This is a genomic window from Chryseobacterium sp. FH1, assembly GCF_000735135.1.
Lineage (GTDB): Bacteria > Bacteroidota > Bacteroidia > Flavobacteriales > Weeksellaceae > Epilithonimonas.
The window spans coordinates 54,070-72,047 of record NZ_JPLZ01000006.1 but is presented as its reverse complement, the minus strand read 5'-3'; the positions used below and the strand labels follow the sequence as shown (position 1 = coordinate 72,047).

Below are 17,978 nucleotides of genomic sequence, written 5' to 3'. Positions count from 1 at the left end.
TTAAATTTTCAACAAAATTGCAAATAGTGAGCCAAGATCAATTTTCATTTTCATAATTATTAAAAGCTTCCTTCAGGCTTTTATGGATTCTCTGTTTTAGCTTCCTCGGTGCCAAAACTTTGATGAATTCTCCCATTCCAAGGATCATTCTTTCCAATTCAAAATTGAGCTGGACACAGATCTTGAAAGTCGTTCCCAATTCATCTTCCTCCATAATCACTTGACTGTGATGAAAAGGTTTGGTTTTCACATAAGGTGCGTGTTTTTTGGTGATGAAGAAAATCACATTCTGAGGCCTTTGAGTTTCCGAAACGGTCGCGCCAATCACTTCTCCAAAATAACGGTCAGCATTGAAATCCTTGTCGATATATTCCGTTTTATCATCGATTTCAATCTCCTCCATCCTATCCAAAGCCAGATTCATAATTCTATTCTTGTGATAACAGATGAGAAACCAACGGTTGTTGTATTCCTTTAATAATTGCGGATGAACGGTCAGGATATTCATTTCCCTTGCCTTGAAACTCTTATAACAGATCTTCAAAACCTTTTTGTTCAAAATACTTTCGTACAAAATATCGATGTGTTCCAATCCTTTCAACTGCTCATTTTTATCCAAATGAATGATAGATTTTTGAGTCGTGGACTGTATCGAATCTTCCAGTTTCTGGATCACTCCATTCATCTCTTTGAACATCGAAAAATCTTTGAATTGCTTCAGGATTTGCACCGCATTATTCATCGCTTTCAAATCATTTTCATTAACTGATATCTGATGAATGCTGTATTCCGGGTCGCTGTATCGATAAAATCTTCTTTCATAAACCTCGATTGGCGCTTCATAACCGAATTTCTCACTTCGCATATTCTGCAGATCGAGTTGAACGGTCCGTTTGCTCACAAAAGATTCTTTGCCTTCAAACTCAAACAACGCTTCGGAACATTCTTCCATCAGATCTTCTAAAGTGTATTTTTTGTACTTGTTCTTCAGACATTTGTCTAAGGTTTTATAACGGATCAATGCGTTTTTGTTGGATGACATTTTGTTGGATTTAGATTAGCACAAAGGCACAAAAAATTTTAATTTATATTGATTTAAGACACAACGCCTATTCGACTTTTTAAAGTTTATCGAAGATAAATCCTAGTGCCTTAAAGCATTTAGTTGGCAAAATAAACTTTGTGCCTTCGTGTTTAAATTTTCTACTTTCTCTTCAAAGCCTCACCATCAAACGAAATCCCATCCCAACCAAACGTCATAAAGTTTCGGATATTCTGATGATCATCACCGTCCGGATTCTGCAAAACATCTGTTCTGTAAAAGTCGCCAAACAAAGCCAAAGTTTCTTCTTTTGAAAGCGCATTCAACTTTGAAAAACTGAAAACCTTGCAAGAACCATTGTTCTGGTCGGCTTCATTCACTGTGTTTCCATTTGTAAATTTAGTAGGCGTAAAATCGTAATGTTCATCGAGGAATGCGATAACATTTTTAAACTGAATCTCGCCCGCTGATTTTTCTAATTGTTCAAATATCATAGTAATTTTTTATTTATTTTTTGAAGTTCATTTTCCAAATTCTGCCATACATTCTGGCTCCAAATCCTAACGTACTCAAGCCCCGAATTCCTCAACACTTTTTCTTTGTGCAGATCTTCCAGATAGCCCAATTCGTCAGCGTATTTTTCCTTGCTCATACATTCTACGACCACAGATCTCTTTCCTTCTTTTTCAATCAAAATATCAAATTGATAACCATCAAAGTCCATATTTTTCGACAATTTGTAATCTGGAAAATCCCTTTGCAATCGCTCAAAGATCTGGTCAATAAACAGATTGGAATCGCCACTTTCATTAGCTTGTTTCAAATATCCAAATTGATCCAAAACATTCAGAATTTCAAGCCTCCCATTCTCATTTTCTTCACTCACCGCCTTGCAATAAGCCAAATAAGCATAGAAAACCGCCTTCCGATTGTTGGAACCTTCTTGTTGCAATGCATCTTTGTAATTGGAAAAGATCTCTTCCGGAATCGAGTTGCAGAGGTAGATCTTTTCTTTGGCTCGAGTAATGATCACATTCAGCAATTTGTAACCTTTCGTGTGATTCACCGGTCCAAAACTCTGTATGAATTTCCCACTCGCTTTTCGCCCGTAGGTTGTAGAAATAATGATAATATCTCTTTCGTCGCCTTGGATGTTTTCAAGATTTTTAATGAATAATCCTGCAGATTCCAACCCTTGGATTCTCTCTTTGAACATTTCATTTTCAGGCAAACTGGCTTTCTGCACAATCTTTCTTTTGATGTAATTCCGTTGTGAAATATTGAACGTCGCAATTCCTACAGAAGGATAAGTTCCATCTTTTTTAGACTGAATATTTTCCAAGATCTCCAACACTTTATCAGCTTCTTCCTTATTCGTATGGTCATCAAAAACACCATCAATTTGGAAAAACTCGATCGGTTTATTTTCAGATTTTGTCGGAAGTGGTTTCAACCTCGAATTATAAAAAGCGTGGTTGGAAAAGTCGATCAAATAAGGATGTTTGGAACGGTAGTGGAAATCCAGATGGTTCTTTTCATAATTATTTTCCATCGCATAGTCCAACAGCGATTCGATGTTCAACATTGCATTTTTGTACGTGATGACTTCGGTTTCAGATTCGATATCATCTTCGTCTTCAATAGTTCCGTCAAACACTTTGCTGAAATAATTAGAAGGTGGCATTTGATGCTCGTCGCCCGCAATGATCACGTTTTTCCCTTTCAAGATCGCTGGCAGATTGTCTTCCAGTTTCAACTGACTGGCTTCATCAAAAACGACATTGTCAAAATAGAAATTCTTTCCCTGAAAAAGATTACTGCAAGCATCTGGCGTTGTCAAAATAATAGGAAAGAAATGTGTAAAAAGGTCAATATCTTTCTGAACGATTTGTCTCAAAGTCAACCTTTTGTGATTGATACTGCTTCTTTTATTATACAGATTAGCCACGGTCACATCTTTGTTATTCTGCTCAAATTGCTTCACCGAATTCTGCTGGGCAACGTTCCAAAAATACTCCACGAAGCTCTTCTGAGAAATTCCCAATTGCTTGATTTTCTTTGCTATTTCCTCATAATTTTTCTCACTGAAATTCAGTTTCGGATCCGAATAATGATTGAGTAACAATGGATAATAAGCCGAATAAAACGTCGGTTTCCAATTACTGACCGGATACAATTTCTCCAAGATCGACTTCTGAAAATCCGAAAGCGAATAATAAAAAGTAAACCAGCTGAACTCTTTCAACAAAGGATTCTCTGGATTATTTTTATAAGTTTTATAAAGATTTAAAATGCGCTCAATATAGTTTTTGAAGTTTTGATAAGTATTCCCAAAGTCCAGATCGTTCAACCACTTTTCACTGGAAATCGCCTTCCGCAATTGGTGGATTTTTTGCGAGATCATTTCGGTTTCCCTTCCAGAAATAACGGGATCAAAGGCATTAAGAAAATCAATCTCAGCAAAACTTGTTTCTAATTTTAAAAGAAAACCGGACTGTATTTCCTGAACTTTCTGCCTGTAGTTAATAATCTCATTTCTATTACTCCAAAGGTCATCAGACAAATTAATGGCTGGAAAAAATTCCTTCAAACTAACTTGCTTCACCAATGAACTCAACTCCAGCAATCGCTTCTGGGTCTTGATCTTATTTTTTTTGCTTGATGAAAAAAGCGCCGTCAATTTGTAGAAAAAGCCATTGGTGATTTCAGGATGTAATTCCTCTGAATTTTGATTTAAAGTCGAGGTCAGAACTTCGGTTTCATTAATATAATTGGAAACGTCCTGCAGATTCTTCCCAAAATCCTGCTTCCGCTTTTCCTCGTAGATCGGTTTGAAATCACTGATCGAACGCTGAATTTCCTTCCAGGAATTCTCATAATTCTGAAAAGCCGAATCCAAATTCTGCTGACTGCTGTGGAAATTATCTTTGATCAATTTTTCAGGATCGATGAACGTTGAAGCTTCAAATGCTTTAAAATCCTGATACAATTCTTCCCCATTTTCCAGAACATTCTCAATGACTTTTACCTCATCTTCAGAAAAATAAAACTTCAGATCTTGCAGATTGATATTTTCTTTAGAATCCTTGTAGCTCAACAGATTCCCGACGATCTCCTTCCAGTTTTTCCCCGGAATCAACTCAGAATTCAAGAGTTCGTGGACTGCATTGATCGTATCTTTATGCTGAGCGATTTCCGTCAGTTGATTTTGCAACGATTGTTCTGAATAAGGCTGAATCAGCTTTTTAAAATCCGCTGAGTCAATCGTATTCCGCACCGAATCTACCACCAATTTTCTATCGGTAGACGCATCTTTGATCATAATGCAATAGCGTCCCAGACCTAACTTTTGCAACGCATTGTAAAGCACTTCCAGCGCCGTTTGCTTCTCGCAGACCACGATGGTTTTTTGTTTATTCTCCAAGGCATTCAGCAAAATAGCGGTCAAGGTCTGACTTTTCCCAGTTCCCGGCGGACCTTGGATCAAGATCTTGGACTGAGATTTCAACGACTCCAAAATTCCCTGTTGCGAAGGGTCGGTTTCTACGGAAGTGATGGACTGGAAACCGTCTTTCGTAAAGTTCCCCAACGGTTTGAATTCCTTCTTCAAAGTCTCATAATCATTGATGATATTCTGTTTCTGAACTTCGAAAATGGAAAAAACACCAGACTTCATGATCACCGAATCACCTTTATTTGGAACTCGGTTTTCGTAAGAAGCTTTGGCTTTTATAAATGGGATCTCTTCATAATTATTGAGAATGAAATCCAGATTCTGTGTGATCTTCAGTTGATTCAACAAGCTTTGACAGATTTCCTGTAGTTCTGGCTTATCAATCTTTCCATCAGCGAGCATTTCTTCCGAAATTTGTTTGATTGTAATACCAGAATCACTTTGCAGATGGTTGATGAGCACCTCATTCACATAGATAGGGTCATCTTCCGTTCTGCTGATCTCCCAAGTATTCATCTCGTTAACGGATTTTATTGTCACAGACCAGATCAGGATAGGCGATGCAGAAATTTGTCCGTCCATATCTTTTCGGATTAGGATTGGAAAACCAAAACCCAAAGAATTCACGCCTTTCTCAGACTGAATCACCTCATTTTGAAAGATCAGATTTTCCAGACTGGTCGTCAGCTTATCGAGAGTACTTAGTTTATTCTTCTCTTGAGGAACCTCCGAAATCGCAGAATTGGGAAACAGCTCTTCATTAGTTTTCCCTTCGTCCTCCAAAAGATAACTGTCATTCTTAGGTGTCTCCGTATTTTTTTGATGGACAGAGAATTTGAAATTTACATTTTTCTGCGTCAACAGATCGATGATGAAATGCTCCGGCAGACTTTTGCTGATCTCCGACAAACGCGCAAGGTCGAATTTGTATCTCGAGTTTCCGGGAATCGCATTCAGGTGAACGCCTCTCCTGTTTCCGGTTTTGAGCTTGTTTTGAAAGGCCTGAAAGAGCTCCGAATTCAAATTCTCCATTGTGCTTTTTAAAAAATTTTCATTAAATGTATAAAAAATTTCAGATACGCAAAAACATTGCGCACTCACACTTTTACTTTGCATCATCAAATAAACAAAACCATGAATAATATAAGAATAACATGTAAATCGTGTAATGTAGAATTAACTGATATTTTAACTTTAGTTTCAGAATCTAAAATCATTTGGAGTGAAGAAGGTAATATTTTAAAAAGTAATGAATGTGCATTTTTAGAGCACAATAATAAAATTTCTTTGGTTACGAACTTAGTTGATTATTATTTACTCAATCATCCTGACCCTACGAGATTTTATGGATGTTGCGGAAGTTCGGGTTCTGAAATGAACAAAATCTGTAAAAATGGACATGAAGTAGCCATAGAATTTTCAGATTGTTGGACTTCTCATTATTTAGAATTCAATTTAGAAAAAGTAAAAGTCGAAGAAGTTATAAACTAGCTTCACTGTTTGAATGATGATATTGAATATACATTCTAATTTTAAAAACAAAAAAACCATGTACGCAAAAACATTGCGCACTTACACTTTTACTTTGCATCATCAAATAACGACAAAACAACTTAAAAGCTGAAAACCCGCAACCCGACTTATCTTAATTTCTTATTTTTTTTAATTGAATCGATGAACCACTTCGTTAGGTTTGAGTAGAAATCCTTTTTTGTGGCTGGAAAAGCTAAGGCAAAAAGATTGGGAACGGAAGGCGGAAAAGTTGCCCAAAATAAAAATTAAAACAATGACTACAATCACAGGAAACGAATTAATCGCTCTAGGATTCACACCAAAGAAATGGTTTGCAGAAGCCTTGGAACACATCAACGAAAATCAATTAAGCGAAACCGAAATGCTGGACTATCTGGAACAATTCCGCGCACCAGACCCGATCCCACTCCATTCCGAGCCACAGGAGTTCATCATCAACATCAAAGCGGAAAACGACAGCGAAACCGACAACGTGGAAAAAGTCATCAACACAATGAAGGTCTTGATGAAAACCCCAACCTTGGTCAGCGGTGCCATTATGCCAGATGCTTGCCCTACAGGTCCCGAAGGTCACATCCCGGTGGGCGGTGTGGTGGTAGCGAAAAATGCCATCCATCCGGGATTTCATTCTGCTGATATCTGCTGTTCCGTAATGTTGACCGATTTTGGAAAGGCAGACCCGAAGACGGTCTTGGACACCGCACATTCCATCACGCATTTCGGTTACGGCGGTAGAGACCGAGGGTCGCAAATGCCAATGTCGCAGGAATTGATGGACGCCTTCCGGGAGAATTTCTTTTTGAATGACGAGAGACTCATCAGCATCGCCCGTTCGCATATGGGAACGCAGGGCGACGGCAACCACTTTTTGTTCGTCGGGATTTCCAAAAACACCGGAAACACAATGTTGGTCACGCACCACGGTTCCAGAGCGCCCGGTGCCATGTTGTACGACAAAGGGATGAAGGTCGCCAACCGTTTCCGAATGGAACTTTCGCCGGAAACCTTGAAGGAAAATGCGTGGATTCCCTACAAAACCGAGGAAGGAAAACAATATTGGGAAGCCTTGCAACGCATCAGAGATTGGACGAAGGAAAACCACGAATCCATCCACAACACCGTTTTAGAAAAACTCAATATCGAGAAACAAGACCGATATTGGAACGAACATAATTTTGTATTCAGAGATGGTGATCTGTTTTACCACGCGAAGGGCGCAACACCGCTGGACGACAAATTTTTGCCCGACATCACAGGTCCGAGGTTGATTCCTCTGAATATGGCAGAGCCTGTGTTGATCGTCTCCGGGACCACCAATGGCAGAAATCTGGGTTTTGCGCCACACGGTGCGGGAAGAAACTTCAGCAGAACACAACACAAAAAATCCCTGGCCCACAAAACCATCGACGAAGTGTTCGCCGAAGAAACGCAAGGTCTCGACATTCGTTTCTTCTCCAACGACATCGACATCTCTGAACTCCCAAGCGCCTACAAAAGTGCCAAAAACGTAAGAGCCCAAATTGAGGAATACGGTCTTTGCGAAGTTTTGGACGAAGTGATGCCTTACGGTTGTATCATGGCAGGCGATGTGGGGAGGAATGCGCCTTGGAAGAGGAAGAAGAAGTTTAGAAAAGCTTAGGTTTTTCTGCGTTCATTTTGTCATTCCGGAGGAATCTAAACTATTACAGTAAAAAGGCGGTTAAGATTTGTGTAGAATGACGACTTGAAAAATTAATGATTAAATTTAGAAACTATGAAAACTAAAATAATAGAAAAATTAAAAGCTCTTGAAAAAGAGAAAAATATAGAAATACTTTTGGCAATAGAATCAGGAAGTCGTTCATGGGGATTTGCATCTCCAGATAGCGATTACGACATCCGATTTATCTATAAACATCCGATAGATTGGTATCTTTCACCTTGGGAAAAACGCGATACAATAGAATTTATGACCGAAGATGATTTGGATGGTTCCGGTTGGGATTTGAAAAAAGCCTTTCATTTGCTTAACAAATCGAACGTTCCGAATTTGGAACATTTGTATTCTCACATCTTTTATGTGAAAAACGAAAAGTTTTTAAAACTAATGAAACCTTTGGCTGAGCAAGCATTTTCACCTGTTTCAGTGGTTTTTCATTATTTGAGTATGAGTAAAAAATATTTGGAAGCCTGCAACAAAGATGAAGTAAAATTGAAAGATTACTTCTATTGTCTGCGAACCACTTTAGCTTCAAAATGGGTGGTTGAAAAAGGTACTTTTCCGCCGGTTATCTTCCACGAAATGTTAGATTTGCTACCAGAAAGCATCTTGAAAAAAGTTCAATTTTTATTAAATGTAAAATCTGAAAACGGCGAGAAATATTATCATTCTCAAGATTGGGAACTTTTCGAATATTTGAAATCGGAAATAGAAAAGCTCTCGGAAGTTGCAAAGACTTTGAAAGTTGGAAATTTGGATAAAAAGGAAGCAGAGAAAGTGTTTGTGGAAATACTAAAATAAAAGATTATGGATTTCCGTAATCTTTTATTGTAATATGTAAATATATTTACATTCAAATGAATTGGAAAAACTGGAAAAAAAATAAAACTATAACCATAAAAACAGTATGATAACAAAATTACAGCTTAATAATGTAGCGACTTATAAAGATTTAGTTGAAATAAATGATTTGAAAAAAGTTAATTTTTTCTTTGGAAATAATGGCTGTGGTAAATCCACAATTGCACGTTTATTCTACAATTATTCTCAAAACGAAGTTCCTTTATATCCATTCAACAACTCTTCTATTGATGGTTTTAATAAAGACGAAGAAGAAATACTTGTTTTTGATTATGATTTTATTCAGAATAATTTTTACTTGAATCCTGAATTATCCGGAATCTTTTCATTGGATGAAAAAAATGAAGAAATTGATAAAATTATAGAAGCAGAATATCAAAATGTAACAAATACTGAAAAATCAATTTCTGAAAAAAAAGATGAAAAGCAAAAACTGACAAATTTAAAAAATCAAGCTAATAAAAATATATTAGAAGACTGTTGGATTTATAATAAGCAATTTGAAGAAGACTTTAATAAGATAAATTTAGGGAAAAGAAAAGAGCCTTTTTATGAAAAGCTTAATGAAATAAATCAGACTGAATATTCTTCAAAAAAATTAAATTATATAACTGAAAAATATAAGAAATACTATTTAGAAGAACTTAATAAAATAGAGAACAACATTTCCTTTAAAAATTTTAATACTATTCTTGATTTTGAAAAAGAATTCAATAATGCTTTAGAAGAAATTATTATAGGTAGCAATGACGTTCCTATTGCCTTTATTATTAACCAATTGAATAATAGCTCTTGGGTAAAACAAGGAATAAACTTTTTGGATAAAAATAAAGAAGTTCAAGATTGTCCATTCTGTCAACAAAAAACAATTGACAAAAATTTACTGAATCAGTTTGAAAAATATTTTGACACTACTCGAGAAGAAAAAATTAAAAATATTCAGGAATTGTATTACAGTTACACTGATATACTTTCAAGTTTTGAATCAAACTTAGAGGCTCTGATAGAAAAAGATTTAGTGAAATTCGATGTTTTAAAAATCCAAAAACAATTATCAGATATTTTGACTAAAAATGAAAAAGAGGTGCAAACTAAAATCGAGAATCCAAATGAAAAGAAAAAATTAGAAAGTCTTGAATCATTAAAAATTGAAATTGAAAAAGTAAATGAGATTATTAGAATCCATAATGAAGATGTGGATAATATAAAACTGAACCAACAAGAATTGACAGATGAAATATGGAAATATATTTCCCATCAAGTAAAAGACAAAATCAATTCTTTTAAAATAAACAATGATAGTAATTCTAAACAGATAAAAAAATTAGACACAGAAATTAAAGTTTTTGAAGATGCAAAAATTGACTCTAATAGTAAAATTAAAGAATGGCAAAGCCAAACGGTTAATACACAAAAAGCTGTCGACAATATAAATGATTTATTATTAAAAAATAATTTTACCGGATTTAAAATAGAAAAGAATGAATCTGAAAACAATATTACCAAATATTACATCCTAAGAGAAGATGAAACGTCCGGAAATCACGTTTTCAAAACATTAAGCGAAGGTGAAAAAAACTTTATTGCGTTCTTATATTTTTATCAATTATGTCTAGGGACTAATGACACAGAAAATTCCACAAAAAAGAAAATTATTGTAATTGATGACCCAGTATCAAGTATGGATAGTCAGGTTTTATTCTTTGTTTCTACTTTAATAAGAAAATTGATTGCTCCAAAAGGAGGTGTTGGTGGAGGAAAGATTTTTAAAAATGAAAATTTAGAGCAAGCTTTTATTTTAACTCACAATAGTTATTTTTTCAAAGAAGTTTCTTTTTACCAAAGACTAATTTATAAAGATGAAGTTTTATTTAAAAAAGTATCAAAAAGAAATAACAAAACTTTAATTGAAGATATTGGATATTCTAACATCAATGATTATGGTTTATTATGGAGAGAAGTTAAATTAGAAAATTCGGATAAGATTACAATTTCTTTATTAAATAATATGAGAAGAATAATTGAAAGCTATTCGAATTTTATGGGATATATAAGTGGAAGTAATCTTTGGAATTTATTAAGTACTTTAGATTTGGATGAAGAATCCACCGAATATTTAGTTTGCGTATCGTTTTTGTCAAACATAAACGACGAAAGCCATAAAGTGGCAATCAATGATGAAATGTATTATAATAGATTGTGTGATGAATCGAGACAAATTGCAATGGATAGTTTAAAATTATTTTTCGAAAAATTAAATGCTTCTTCTCACTATGAAATGATGATGGAAATATGTTAACCATAGAATTTTTAAAACAAAATAACCTCATCCTTTTCGAAGCCATTTCCGGAAGTCGTTCTTTCGGATTGGCGACGGAAAATTCGGATACGGATATCAAGGGTGTTTTTTATCTGCCGAAAAATCTGTTTTTTGGTTTAGAATATATTCCGCAGGTTTCTAACGATAGCAACGATATTGTGTATTACGAAATCGGAAGATTTACCGAACTTTTGCTGAAAAACAACCCTAATATTTTGGAAATTCTTGCAACTCCGGAAGATTGTATTTTGTATAAAAACCCTATGATGGACAGTTTTCGTCAAGAAGATTTTCTATCAAAATTATGCAAAGAAACTTTTGGAGGATATGCTTCAACCCAAATTCAGAAAGCGAGAGGACTAAACAAAAAAATTGTAAATCCTGTAGAAAAAGAGCGAAAAGGAATTCTTGATTTTTGTGTGATTCTGGAAGATTCTGCGTCCATTCCTGCGAAAGATTGGTTGCAGAAAAAGAACTTCTCACAAGACAATTGCGGTTTGGTAAAAATGCCGAATTCTAAAGGAATTTTCGCTTTGTACTATGATGAAATTGGCGATAAAAAGTATAGCGGAATTTTCAAAAATGAAGATTCCAATGAAGTGAGTTTATCCTCTGTTCCGAAAGGAAAAAAATCGGAAGCGTATTTGTTTTTCAACCAAGATTCTTATTCCACTGATTGCAAAAGTTACAAGGAATATTGGGATTGGGTGGCGAAAAGAAACGACGACCGATACAATACCAATCAGCAACATGGGAAAAATTACGACAGCAAAAATATGATGCACACGATTCGTTTGTTGCAATCTGCCGTCAATATTTTTAAAAATAATAAACTCGAAATCCGGGTGAAAAATCGAGAAGAATTGCTCGACATAAAAGCCGGAAAAAGGGATTATGACGATTTACTTTCTTACGCCGATGAACTGCTGGAAGAGCTTTCTGTTTTAAGCGAAAATTCTACTTTGCCAGATTTTTCAAATAAGGAAAAAGTCGAGCGGAATTTGGTTGAGATAAGGGAAAAGCTTTATTATTCTCATTAATAATTAAAACAAAAAAAATCCCCCGATAACTCGGGGGATTCAATATAATTAAGACTTAATCTTATGCTTCGTTCAAAGGCTTGTGTTCTCCTGGTTGGTCTTTACCTTCAGGGTTCACTTGACTTTCCGGTCTTGGTTTTGGTGCCGGCTTTTCTGGTCTTGGCAACAATACTTTTCTGGAAAGTTTCATTTTTTTACGGTCATCATAACCCATAAATTTCACCTCCACTTGGTCACCTTCACTGTAAGGCACCTTATCAAGACGCGCCCACTCGATCTCAGAGATGTGTAGAAGTCCTTCAGTTCCTTTAGCGATCGCTACGAAAGCTCCGAAGTCCATTACTTTCACAACTCTACCTTGGTAAACTTCACCAACAGTCGGTACAAAAGTGATCTCGTTGATCTTCGCGATAGCCTCGTTGATCTTCTCTCTACTCACACCAGAGATCTCGATTCTTCCAATCTCTCCAACTTCCTCGATAGCGATAACTGTATCCGTATCTTTCTGCATCTGCTGAATGATCTTTCCACCAGGTCCGATCACCGCACCAATGAAATCTTTAGAGATCTCTAGCATCACCATTTTCGGAGCGTGAGGTTTCACGTCTTCTCTTGGTGCAGAGATGGTTTCGTTTAATTTATCTAGGATATGCAATCTTCCGTCTCTAGCTTGTAGAAGGGCTTTCTCCATAATGTCCATAGACAATCCCTGGATCTTGATATCCATCTGGCAAGCGGTGATCCCGTCTGCAGTTCCAGTTACTTTGAAGTCCATATCTCCCAAGTGATCTTCATCACCCAAGATATCAGAAAGCACTGTGAATTTTCCTGTTTTGATGTCAGTTACCAATCCCATCGCGATACCAGAAACTGGTTTCTTGATCTGAACACCCGCATCCATCAATGCTAAAGTTCCTGCACAAACAGTTGCCATAGAAGATGAACCGTTTGATTCCAAGATATCGGAAACGATACGGATCGTGTAAGGATTTTCTTCCGGGATCATATTCGCCAAAGCTCTCTGAGCCAGGTTTCCATGACCAACTTCTCTTCTTGAAGTTCCTCTCAAAGGACGAGCTTCACCTGTAGAGAATGGTGGGAAGTTATAGTGTAGGAAGAATCTCTCGTCATAGTTGATCATCACGCTGTCAACCATATTCGCATCTTTCACTGAACCTAATGTTACAGCTGTTAAAGATTGCGTTTCTCCTCTTGTGAAGATCGCAGAACCGTGTGCGCCTGGCAAATAATCGATCTCACTCCAGATTGGACGGATCGTTTGAGGATCACGACCATCAAGTCTGATCTTATCATTCAAGATCATCTGACGCATCGCTTCTTTCTCAACATCGTGGTAATACACTTTTACGAAAGGTGTTACTCTTTCCAATTCTTCAGCGTTATCAACGTATTGAGCCAAGAACTCTTCACGCACCGCTTTGAATTTATCGCTTCTCTCTTCTTTACCTGAAGGCGATTTCGCTACTTCATATACTTTATCGTAAGTTTCTTTCCAAACTTTCTCACGGATCGCTTCGTCGTGATTCTCGTGGCTGTATTCTCTTTTCGGGAAAGATTTACCAACTTTTTCAGCCAATCTCTCCTGAGCTTCAACTTGTTTTTTGATCTCAACGTGAGCGAAGTTGATGGCCTCTAGCATTTCTGCTTCAGAGATTTCCTTCATCTCGCCTTCTACCATGACGATAGAATCTTTCGTTGCACCAACCATGATATCAAGGTCAGCGATCTTTAGGTCTTCTAATTTTGGATTAACAGAAAGTTTCCCGTCAATTCTTACCACTCTTACTTCAGACATTGGTCCGTTGAAAGGAATGTCCGTGATCGCGATCGCTGCAGATGCTGCAAAACCAGCCAAATCATCCGGAATGGATTGTCCATCGTAAGAGATCAAAGAGATCATCACCTGTACTTCCGCGTGGAAATCTTCAGGGAACAATGGTCTTAGAACTCTGTCCACCAAACGCATCGTCAAGATCTCCTGATCGGATGGTCTAGCTTCTCTTCTGAAAAAGTTTCCAGGGATCTTCCCTCCTGCGTAGAACTTTTCTCTGTAATCTACTGTCAATGGCAAGAAATCTACGCCATCTTTTGCTTCTTTGCTGGCTACAACAGTTGCTAAAAGCATTGTTCCACCCATTTTTACTACTACAGATCCATCAGCCTGTTTTGCCAATTTCCCTGTTTCGATTGTGATCTCTCTGCCGTCTGCAAGAATGACCGTTTCTGTAATTGCTTGAGGTATACTCATAAATTGTTTTGTGTTGCACTCCGTATTGAGTGCTTTAATTAATTATATTTCGTCTAAAAATGTGGTGCAAATTTACAGTTTTTGTTTGGATTTTCTGAAATTCCATTGAAATATAGATTTTAATATTCTATTTTTACAGCTGATTTAATCAAAAGAGCCTTAAAAGATCTCTTTAACCGAGGTGAAAATTGTTTTTACACTTCCAATATTTCCCTATGAAAACCGAAACTTCTTTTCTGAAAAATCCCTTCTTTATCTCCTGGATATTGGCCTTATTGTTCTACGCATTGGAATATGCGATCAGATCTTCTCCAAGCGTGATGATAGGTGACCTCAAAGAATCTTACGGCGCGACAAGGACAGAAGTCAGCTCGATGATCAGCGCCTACTATATCAGCTACTCCATCACGAGTTTGGCGGCTGGATTATTTTTGGACAGAATGGGCGCGAGAAAGCCTGTGTTTTTTGGAATTTTGGTTTTGGCAATTGGCTCATTATTATTTGGAGGTTCACATTATGTAGTTGGATATGCAGGAAGATTGATGCAGGGCGCAGGTTCAGCAATGGCTTTTCCGGCCGCGGTTTACATTGCAGTGAAAGCTTTCTCTGGAAAAAATCTTGCCACAGCGATTGGAATCACACAGACTTTAGGAATGCTGGGAGGTTCTGCTGGACAGAAATTAAGCAACACTTATTTGACCAATGGAAATAGCGTTACTAGCATCTGGATTATTTTTGGTGTCACCTCATTAATTTTAGCTTTACTGGCATTTTTGTTCACACCCAAAACAGAACCTGGAGAAAAGATTGAAAAGCAAAAGAATTTTCTTGATAATTATAAAATCATCTTCGGAAATCCGCAAAGTTATTTATCAGGTTTGGTTTCGGGATTATTATTCGCTCCGACAACGATTTTTGCGATGATCTGGGGTGTAGATTTTCTTCAAAAAAGCCGAGGTCTTTCCCACGAAACGGCAACAATAGCTTGCGCCTTAGTTCCGATTGGTTGGGCAATTGGATGTCCGCTTTTGGGTTGGGTCGCAGATAAGATCAAACGTAGAATTCCGGTCATCATCGGAGGCGCTGTTTTAATGATCCTAAGCTTATTGCAGTTGGCTTACTTACCAAGTTTAATGTCAGAAAATATTTCTCTATTATTAATGGGAATCGGTTCTGGCGCCGCAATGATTCCTTACTCCATCATCAAAGAAGTGAACCCCGACAAAGTGAAAGGAAGCGCAACAGGAGCCATCAATTTCTTGACCTTTGGTGTGACGACGCTTTTAGCACCTTTGTTTTCTAAATTGTACGGTTCGAAGCTGACAAAGAGCTTAGACGCAGATTCTCTATTACAACATTCACTGTTATTCTTTGTCATAGGAATTTCCTTCGCGATTGTCATTTCTATTTTCTTAAGAGAAACTGGAAATTTAAAAGCGGAAGAAGTGAATTAAATCTTTGATCTTAATATCTATTTTCGGATGATTCTCAACAAAAGAATAATCACCAGAACAACTGAAAATATAAATCCCAAAACAGCAACCAAAGACATTTCACCAACCCTTGGTCCGGATTCCGAAACGAAAACGATTGATGTAGCAATGATATTTGCACCCAAAATCATCGCTAAAATCAGATTAATGATACTCGATTTGATAAGATTGTTGGTTTTCTCAATATTTTTGATCTCGCTCGAAATGGTGAATTTGTTATCATCCAATTTCTGCAGAACGGAGCGCAATTCTTTTGGAATTTCATCAATGTTGTCTGTGAAATTCAGCATTTTGTCCATTCCGGATTTGAAGATCTTTTTCGGACTGATCTTTCTCGATAAAATTTTCTTAGTGTAAGGATGCAGACTTTTAACAATGTCCAGATCAGGATTGATGGTTCGCCCAACGCCTTCTATCAGACCAATTCCTTTGAACAACAGATAAAAATAATCCGGCATATAAAGCTGATTGTCCTTCAGAACATCTTTCATTTTATTAATGATAATATGCGGGTCGATATTTTTCAATGACGTGCTGTGAACGAAATTCAGAACTTCTTCCACGTCATTTTCAAATCGCCTGTCATCTGGGATCTCGTAACTGACTGCCATTTTCTTCAATGACCTCACAATTTTATTTGAATTTTTAGCGACAAAAGCCACAATCAGACTTTCAAGAATCTCCTTGTCATTCGGCTGAATTTTCCCGACGGCACCAAAATCAATAAAAACCACTCTCCCATCTTTCTTCACCAGAATATTTCCTGCGTGTGGATCGGCGTGGAAAAACCCATAATCCAAAATCTGAGAAACGAAAAGTCTCAAACCAACTTCCGAAATCACAACTGGACTGATGTTATTATTAAGAAGCTCAGTTTTATCGGTGACTTTAATCCCGTCAATAAATTCCATACAAAGGACATTATTATTGGAAAATTCGTCGTAGACAACTGGAACGTAGGTTTCTTTGTTATTTTTGAAATTTAATGCAAATTGCTTGATATTATTTCGTTCATTCACCAGTGAAACTTCTTCTAACAAAGACTTTTCGAACGTCGCAATCGCTTGTTTAAGATTTAATTTTGAAGCAATTTCAGAATAGGTCGAAATCAGTTTTACCAAATCTTTTATCAACAACAGATCATCCTCGATCACACTCAGAACATCCGGTTTTTTGATCTTTAAAATCACTTCTTCTCCAGTGATCAAAGTTGCTCTGTAAACTTGCGCAATAGAAGCTGTCGCCAAAGGTTTGGAAACAATTTCAGAGAAATATTCTTTGACCGAAATATTGAATTCGTTTTCCAAGATTTCCTCAACATTCATATCAACAACCTCAACTCTATCCTGAAGCTTCTGCAACTCCTGAATCAACTCTGGCGGAAGCAGATCTTCCCGATTGCTGAACGTCTGCCCAAGCTTCACGAAGGTCGGACCTAATTCTTCCAAAACCAATCGAATCCTCTCGTAAACAGTTCCTTTGGAAATGATCTCATCAGAATTTACAGAACTTTCTTCTGGTTTTTTCCCCATTCTGGCAATCATATCTTTAAAGCCATATTTGCTGAGAACCGAGATCAATCTGGCAGAACGTTTAAGTTTTCGCTGTTGTTTATCGAACATAATTTATAAAAATAAAGGAGCTACAAAGTAACTCCAAAAATTATTCCTACTAATAAAAAAAGTCTTCGAGAGCCTCAGACCGACATTTGATAGTATTTGATTACGCTTCGACTCACATTAAGATAGACCTTTAAAGTAAAAATCTCGCACATTTTGCAAATCAAGCAGATTTAAAATTAGAATCTGAAAAATCAGCATAATCTGCCAGAGCATATTTTTAGATTTTAAAATTTAATTAAAATCTCTTTTTCTTAGGATCAAGAAAAGTTGGAAACACCATCACATATTCTCCAAATTTCAGATTAATTCTTTCTTCGAGATTCACCAATTCACTTTCCATGAACTGATCTCTCATATCGTCATTATCAAAAACCAAAAGCAAATTGGTGTTTTTCCCTTCACCCAGCATATCAGACCGAACTTCAGAAAGAATATATTTTTCAACATCCAGAAGATTTTCTACCATCTGATGCAGATCACTTTCCACATAGATGTCCCATTCTTCAATTTTATTTTCGATTGTATGAAATGTAATACTCAGGATGCTCATTTTTTATATTTTTTTATGATTAATGTTGATAAATTCAGAATGCAAAAATCGTATTTTTTTTGTAAATTAGCCCGTTATAAAAAACAGAAAAACTT

General features: G+C 36.6%; 12 protein-coding genes. 6 read left to right on the top strand and 6 right to left on the bottom strand.

Going from position 1 to position 17,978, the window contains the following annotated elements; all coding sequences use genetic code 11:
- Positions 1 to 37: 37 nt before the first annotated feature.
- The 3 genes from IO90_RS07350 to IO90_RS07340 form a co-directional block, all read right to left on the bottom strand.
- Positions 38 to 1,042, bottom strand: a complete 1,005-nt coding sequence (locus IO90_RS07350) for a helix-turn-helix transcriptional regulator (RefSeq protein ID WP_034965451.1) — start codon at positions 1,040 to 1,042, stop codon at positions 38 to 40.
- 161 nt (positions 1,043 to 1,203) lie between these two features.
- Positions 1,204 to 1,536 carry a HopJ type III effector protein gene (locus IO90_RS07345; RefSeq protein ID WP_034965448.1) on the bottom strand — a complete coding sequence of 111 codons (333 nt, stop codon included), beginning with the start codon at positions 1,534 to 1,536 and terminating at the stop codon, positions 1,204 to 1,206.
- Positions 1,533 to 5,528, bottom strand: a complete 3,996-nt coding sequence (locus tag IO90_RS07340) for an AAA domain-containing protein (RefSeq protein ID WP_034968677.1) — start codon at positions 5,526 to 5,528, stop codon at positions 1,533 to 1,535. The genes IO90_RS07345 and IO90_RS07340 overlap by 4 nt, the downstream gene beginning before the upstream one ends.
- Positions 5,529 to 5,630: 102 nt before the next feature.
- Between IO90_RS07340 and IO90_RS18330 the strand changes: the two genes are divergently transcribed.
- From IO90_RS18330 to IO90_RS07315, 5 genes are all read left to right on the top strand, one after another.
- On the top strand, positions 5,631 to 5,987 hold the full coding sequence (locus tag IO90_RS18330; protein ID WP_051878398.1) for a hypothetical protein: 357 nt from the start codon (positions 5,631 to 5,633) through the stop codon (positions 5,985 to 5,987).
- 295 nt (positions 5,988 to 6,282) lie between these two features.
- Positions 6,283 to 7,668, top strand: coding sequence for an RtcB family protein (locus IO90_RS07330; RefSeq protein WP_034968672.1), 1,386 nt, complete (start codon positions 6,283 to 6,285; stop codon positions 7,666 to 7,668).
- A gap of 114 nt (positions 7,669 to 7,782) precedes the next feature.
- The gene (locus IO90_RS07325) at positions 7,783 to 8,529 is read left to right on the top strand and encodes a DNA polymerase beta superfamily protein (RefSeq protein ID WP_034965446.1); all 747 of its coding nucleotides are present in this window, start codon (positions 7,783 to 7,785) and stop codon (positions 8,527 to 8,529) included.
- A 106-nt stretch (positions 8,530 to 8,635) separates the two neighbouring features.
- A complete protein-coding gene (locus tag IO90_RS07320) occupies positions 8,636 to 10,888 on the top strand; it encodes an AAA family ATPase (RefSeq protein ID WP_034965443.1) in 2,253 nt (750 codons plus the stop codon).
- Positions 10,882 to 11,949, top strand: coding sequence for a DNA polymerase beta superfamily protein (locus tag IO90_RS07315; protein WP_034965440.1), 1,068 nt, complete (start codon positions 10,882 to 10,884; stop codon positions 11,947 to 11,949). The genes IO90_RS07320 and IO90_RS07315 overlap by 7 nt, the downstream gene beginning before the upstream one ends.
- Positions 11,950 to 12,010: 61 nt before the next feature.
- On the opposite strand, the gene IO90_RS07310 is transcribed toward IO90_RS07315, so the two are convergent.
- Entirely contained in the window at positions 12,011 to 14,218 is a 2,208-nt protein-coding gene (locus IO90_RS07310) for a polyribonucleotide nucleotidyltransferase (RefSeq protein WP_034965439.1), read from the bottom strand.
- 215 nt (positions 14,219 to 14,433) lie between these two features.
- Between IO90_RS07310 and IO90_RS07305 the strand changes: the two genes are divergently transcribed.
- Entirely contained in the window at positions 14,434 to 15,672 is a 1,239-nt protein-coding gene (locus IO90_RS07305) for an MFS transporter (protein WP_034965437.1), read from the top strand.
- A gap of 17 nt (positions 15,673 to 15,689) precedes the next feature.
- On the opposite strand, the gene IO90_RS07300 is transcribed toward IO90_RS07305, so the two are convergent.
- Together IO90_RS07300 and IO90_RS07295 are read right to left on the bottom strand one after the other, a co-directional pair.
- Positions 15,690 to 17,333: an ABC1 kinase family protein gene (locus IO90_RS07300; protein ID WP_034965435.1), complete on the bottom strand. Its 1,644-nt coding sequence runs from the start codon at positions 17,331 to 17,333 to the stop codon at positions 15,690 to 15,692.
- 235 nt (positions 17,334 to 17,568) lie between these two features.
- Complete coding sequence (locus tag IO90_RS07295) at positions 17,569 to 17,883, bottom strand: DUF4286 family protein (RefSeq protein ID WP_034965434.1); 315 nt, start codon at positions 17,881 to 17,883, stop codon at positions 17,569 to 17,571.
- Positions 17,884 to 17,978 lie beyond the last annotated feature (95 nt).

Excerpts from the sequence above, each read along its gene's own strand:
- IO90_RS07350 (WP_034965451.1), bottom strand. The coding sequence starts at position 1,042 with ATGTCATCCAACAAAAACGCATTGATCCGTTATAAAACCTTAGACAAA.
- IO90_RS07345 (WP_034965448.1), bottom strand. The coding sequence starts at position 1,536 with ATGATATTTGAACAATTAGAAAAATCAGCGGGCGAGATTCAGTTTAAA.
- IO90_RS07340 (WP_034968677.1), bottom strand. The coding sequence starts at position 5,528 with ATGGAGAATTTGAATTCGGAGCTCTTTCAGGCCTTTCAAAACAAGCTC.
- IO90_RS18330 (WP_051878398.1), top strand. The coding sequence starts at position 5,631 with ATGAATAATATAAGAATAACATGTAAATCGTGTAATGTAGAATTAACT.
- IO90_RS07330 (WP_034968672.1), top strand. The coding sequence starts at position 6,283 with ATGACTACAATCACAGGAAACGAATTAATCGCTCTAGGATTCACACCA.
- IO90_RS07325 (WP_034965446.1), top strand. The coding sequence starts at position 7,783 with ATGAAAACTAAAATAATAGAAAAATTAAAAGCTCTTGAAAAAGAGAAA.
- IO90_RS07320 (WP_034965443.1), top strand. The coding sequence starts at position 8,636 with ATGATAACAAAATTACAGCTTAATAATGTAGCGACTTATAAAGATTTA.
- IO90_RS07315 (WP_034965440.1), top strand. The coding sequence starts at position 10,882 with ATGTTAACCATAGAATTTTTAAAACAAAATAACCTCATCCTTTTCGAA.
- IO90_RS07310 (WP_034965439.1), bottom strand. The coding sequence starts at position 14,218 with ATGAGTATACCTCAAGCAATTACAGAAACGGTCATTCTTGCAGACGGC.
- IO90_RS07305 (WP_034965437.1), top strand. The coding sequence starts at position 14,434 with ATGAAAACCGAAACTTCTTTTCTGAAAAATCCCTTCTTTATCTCCTGG.
- IO90_RS07300 (WP_034965435.1), bottom strand. The coding sequence starts at position 17,333 with ATGTTCGATAAACAACAGCGAAAACTTAAACGTTCTGCCAGATTGATC.
- IO90_RS07295 (WP_034965434.1), bottom strand. The coding sequence starts at position 17,883 with ATGAGCATCCTGAGTATTACATTTCATACAATCGAAAATAAAATTGAA.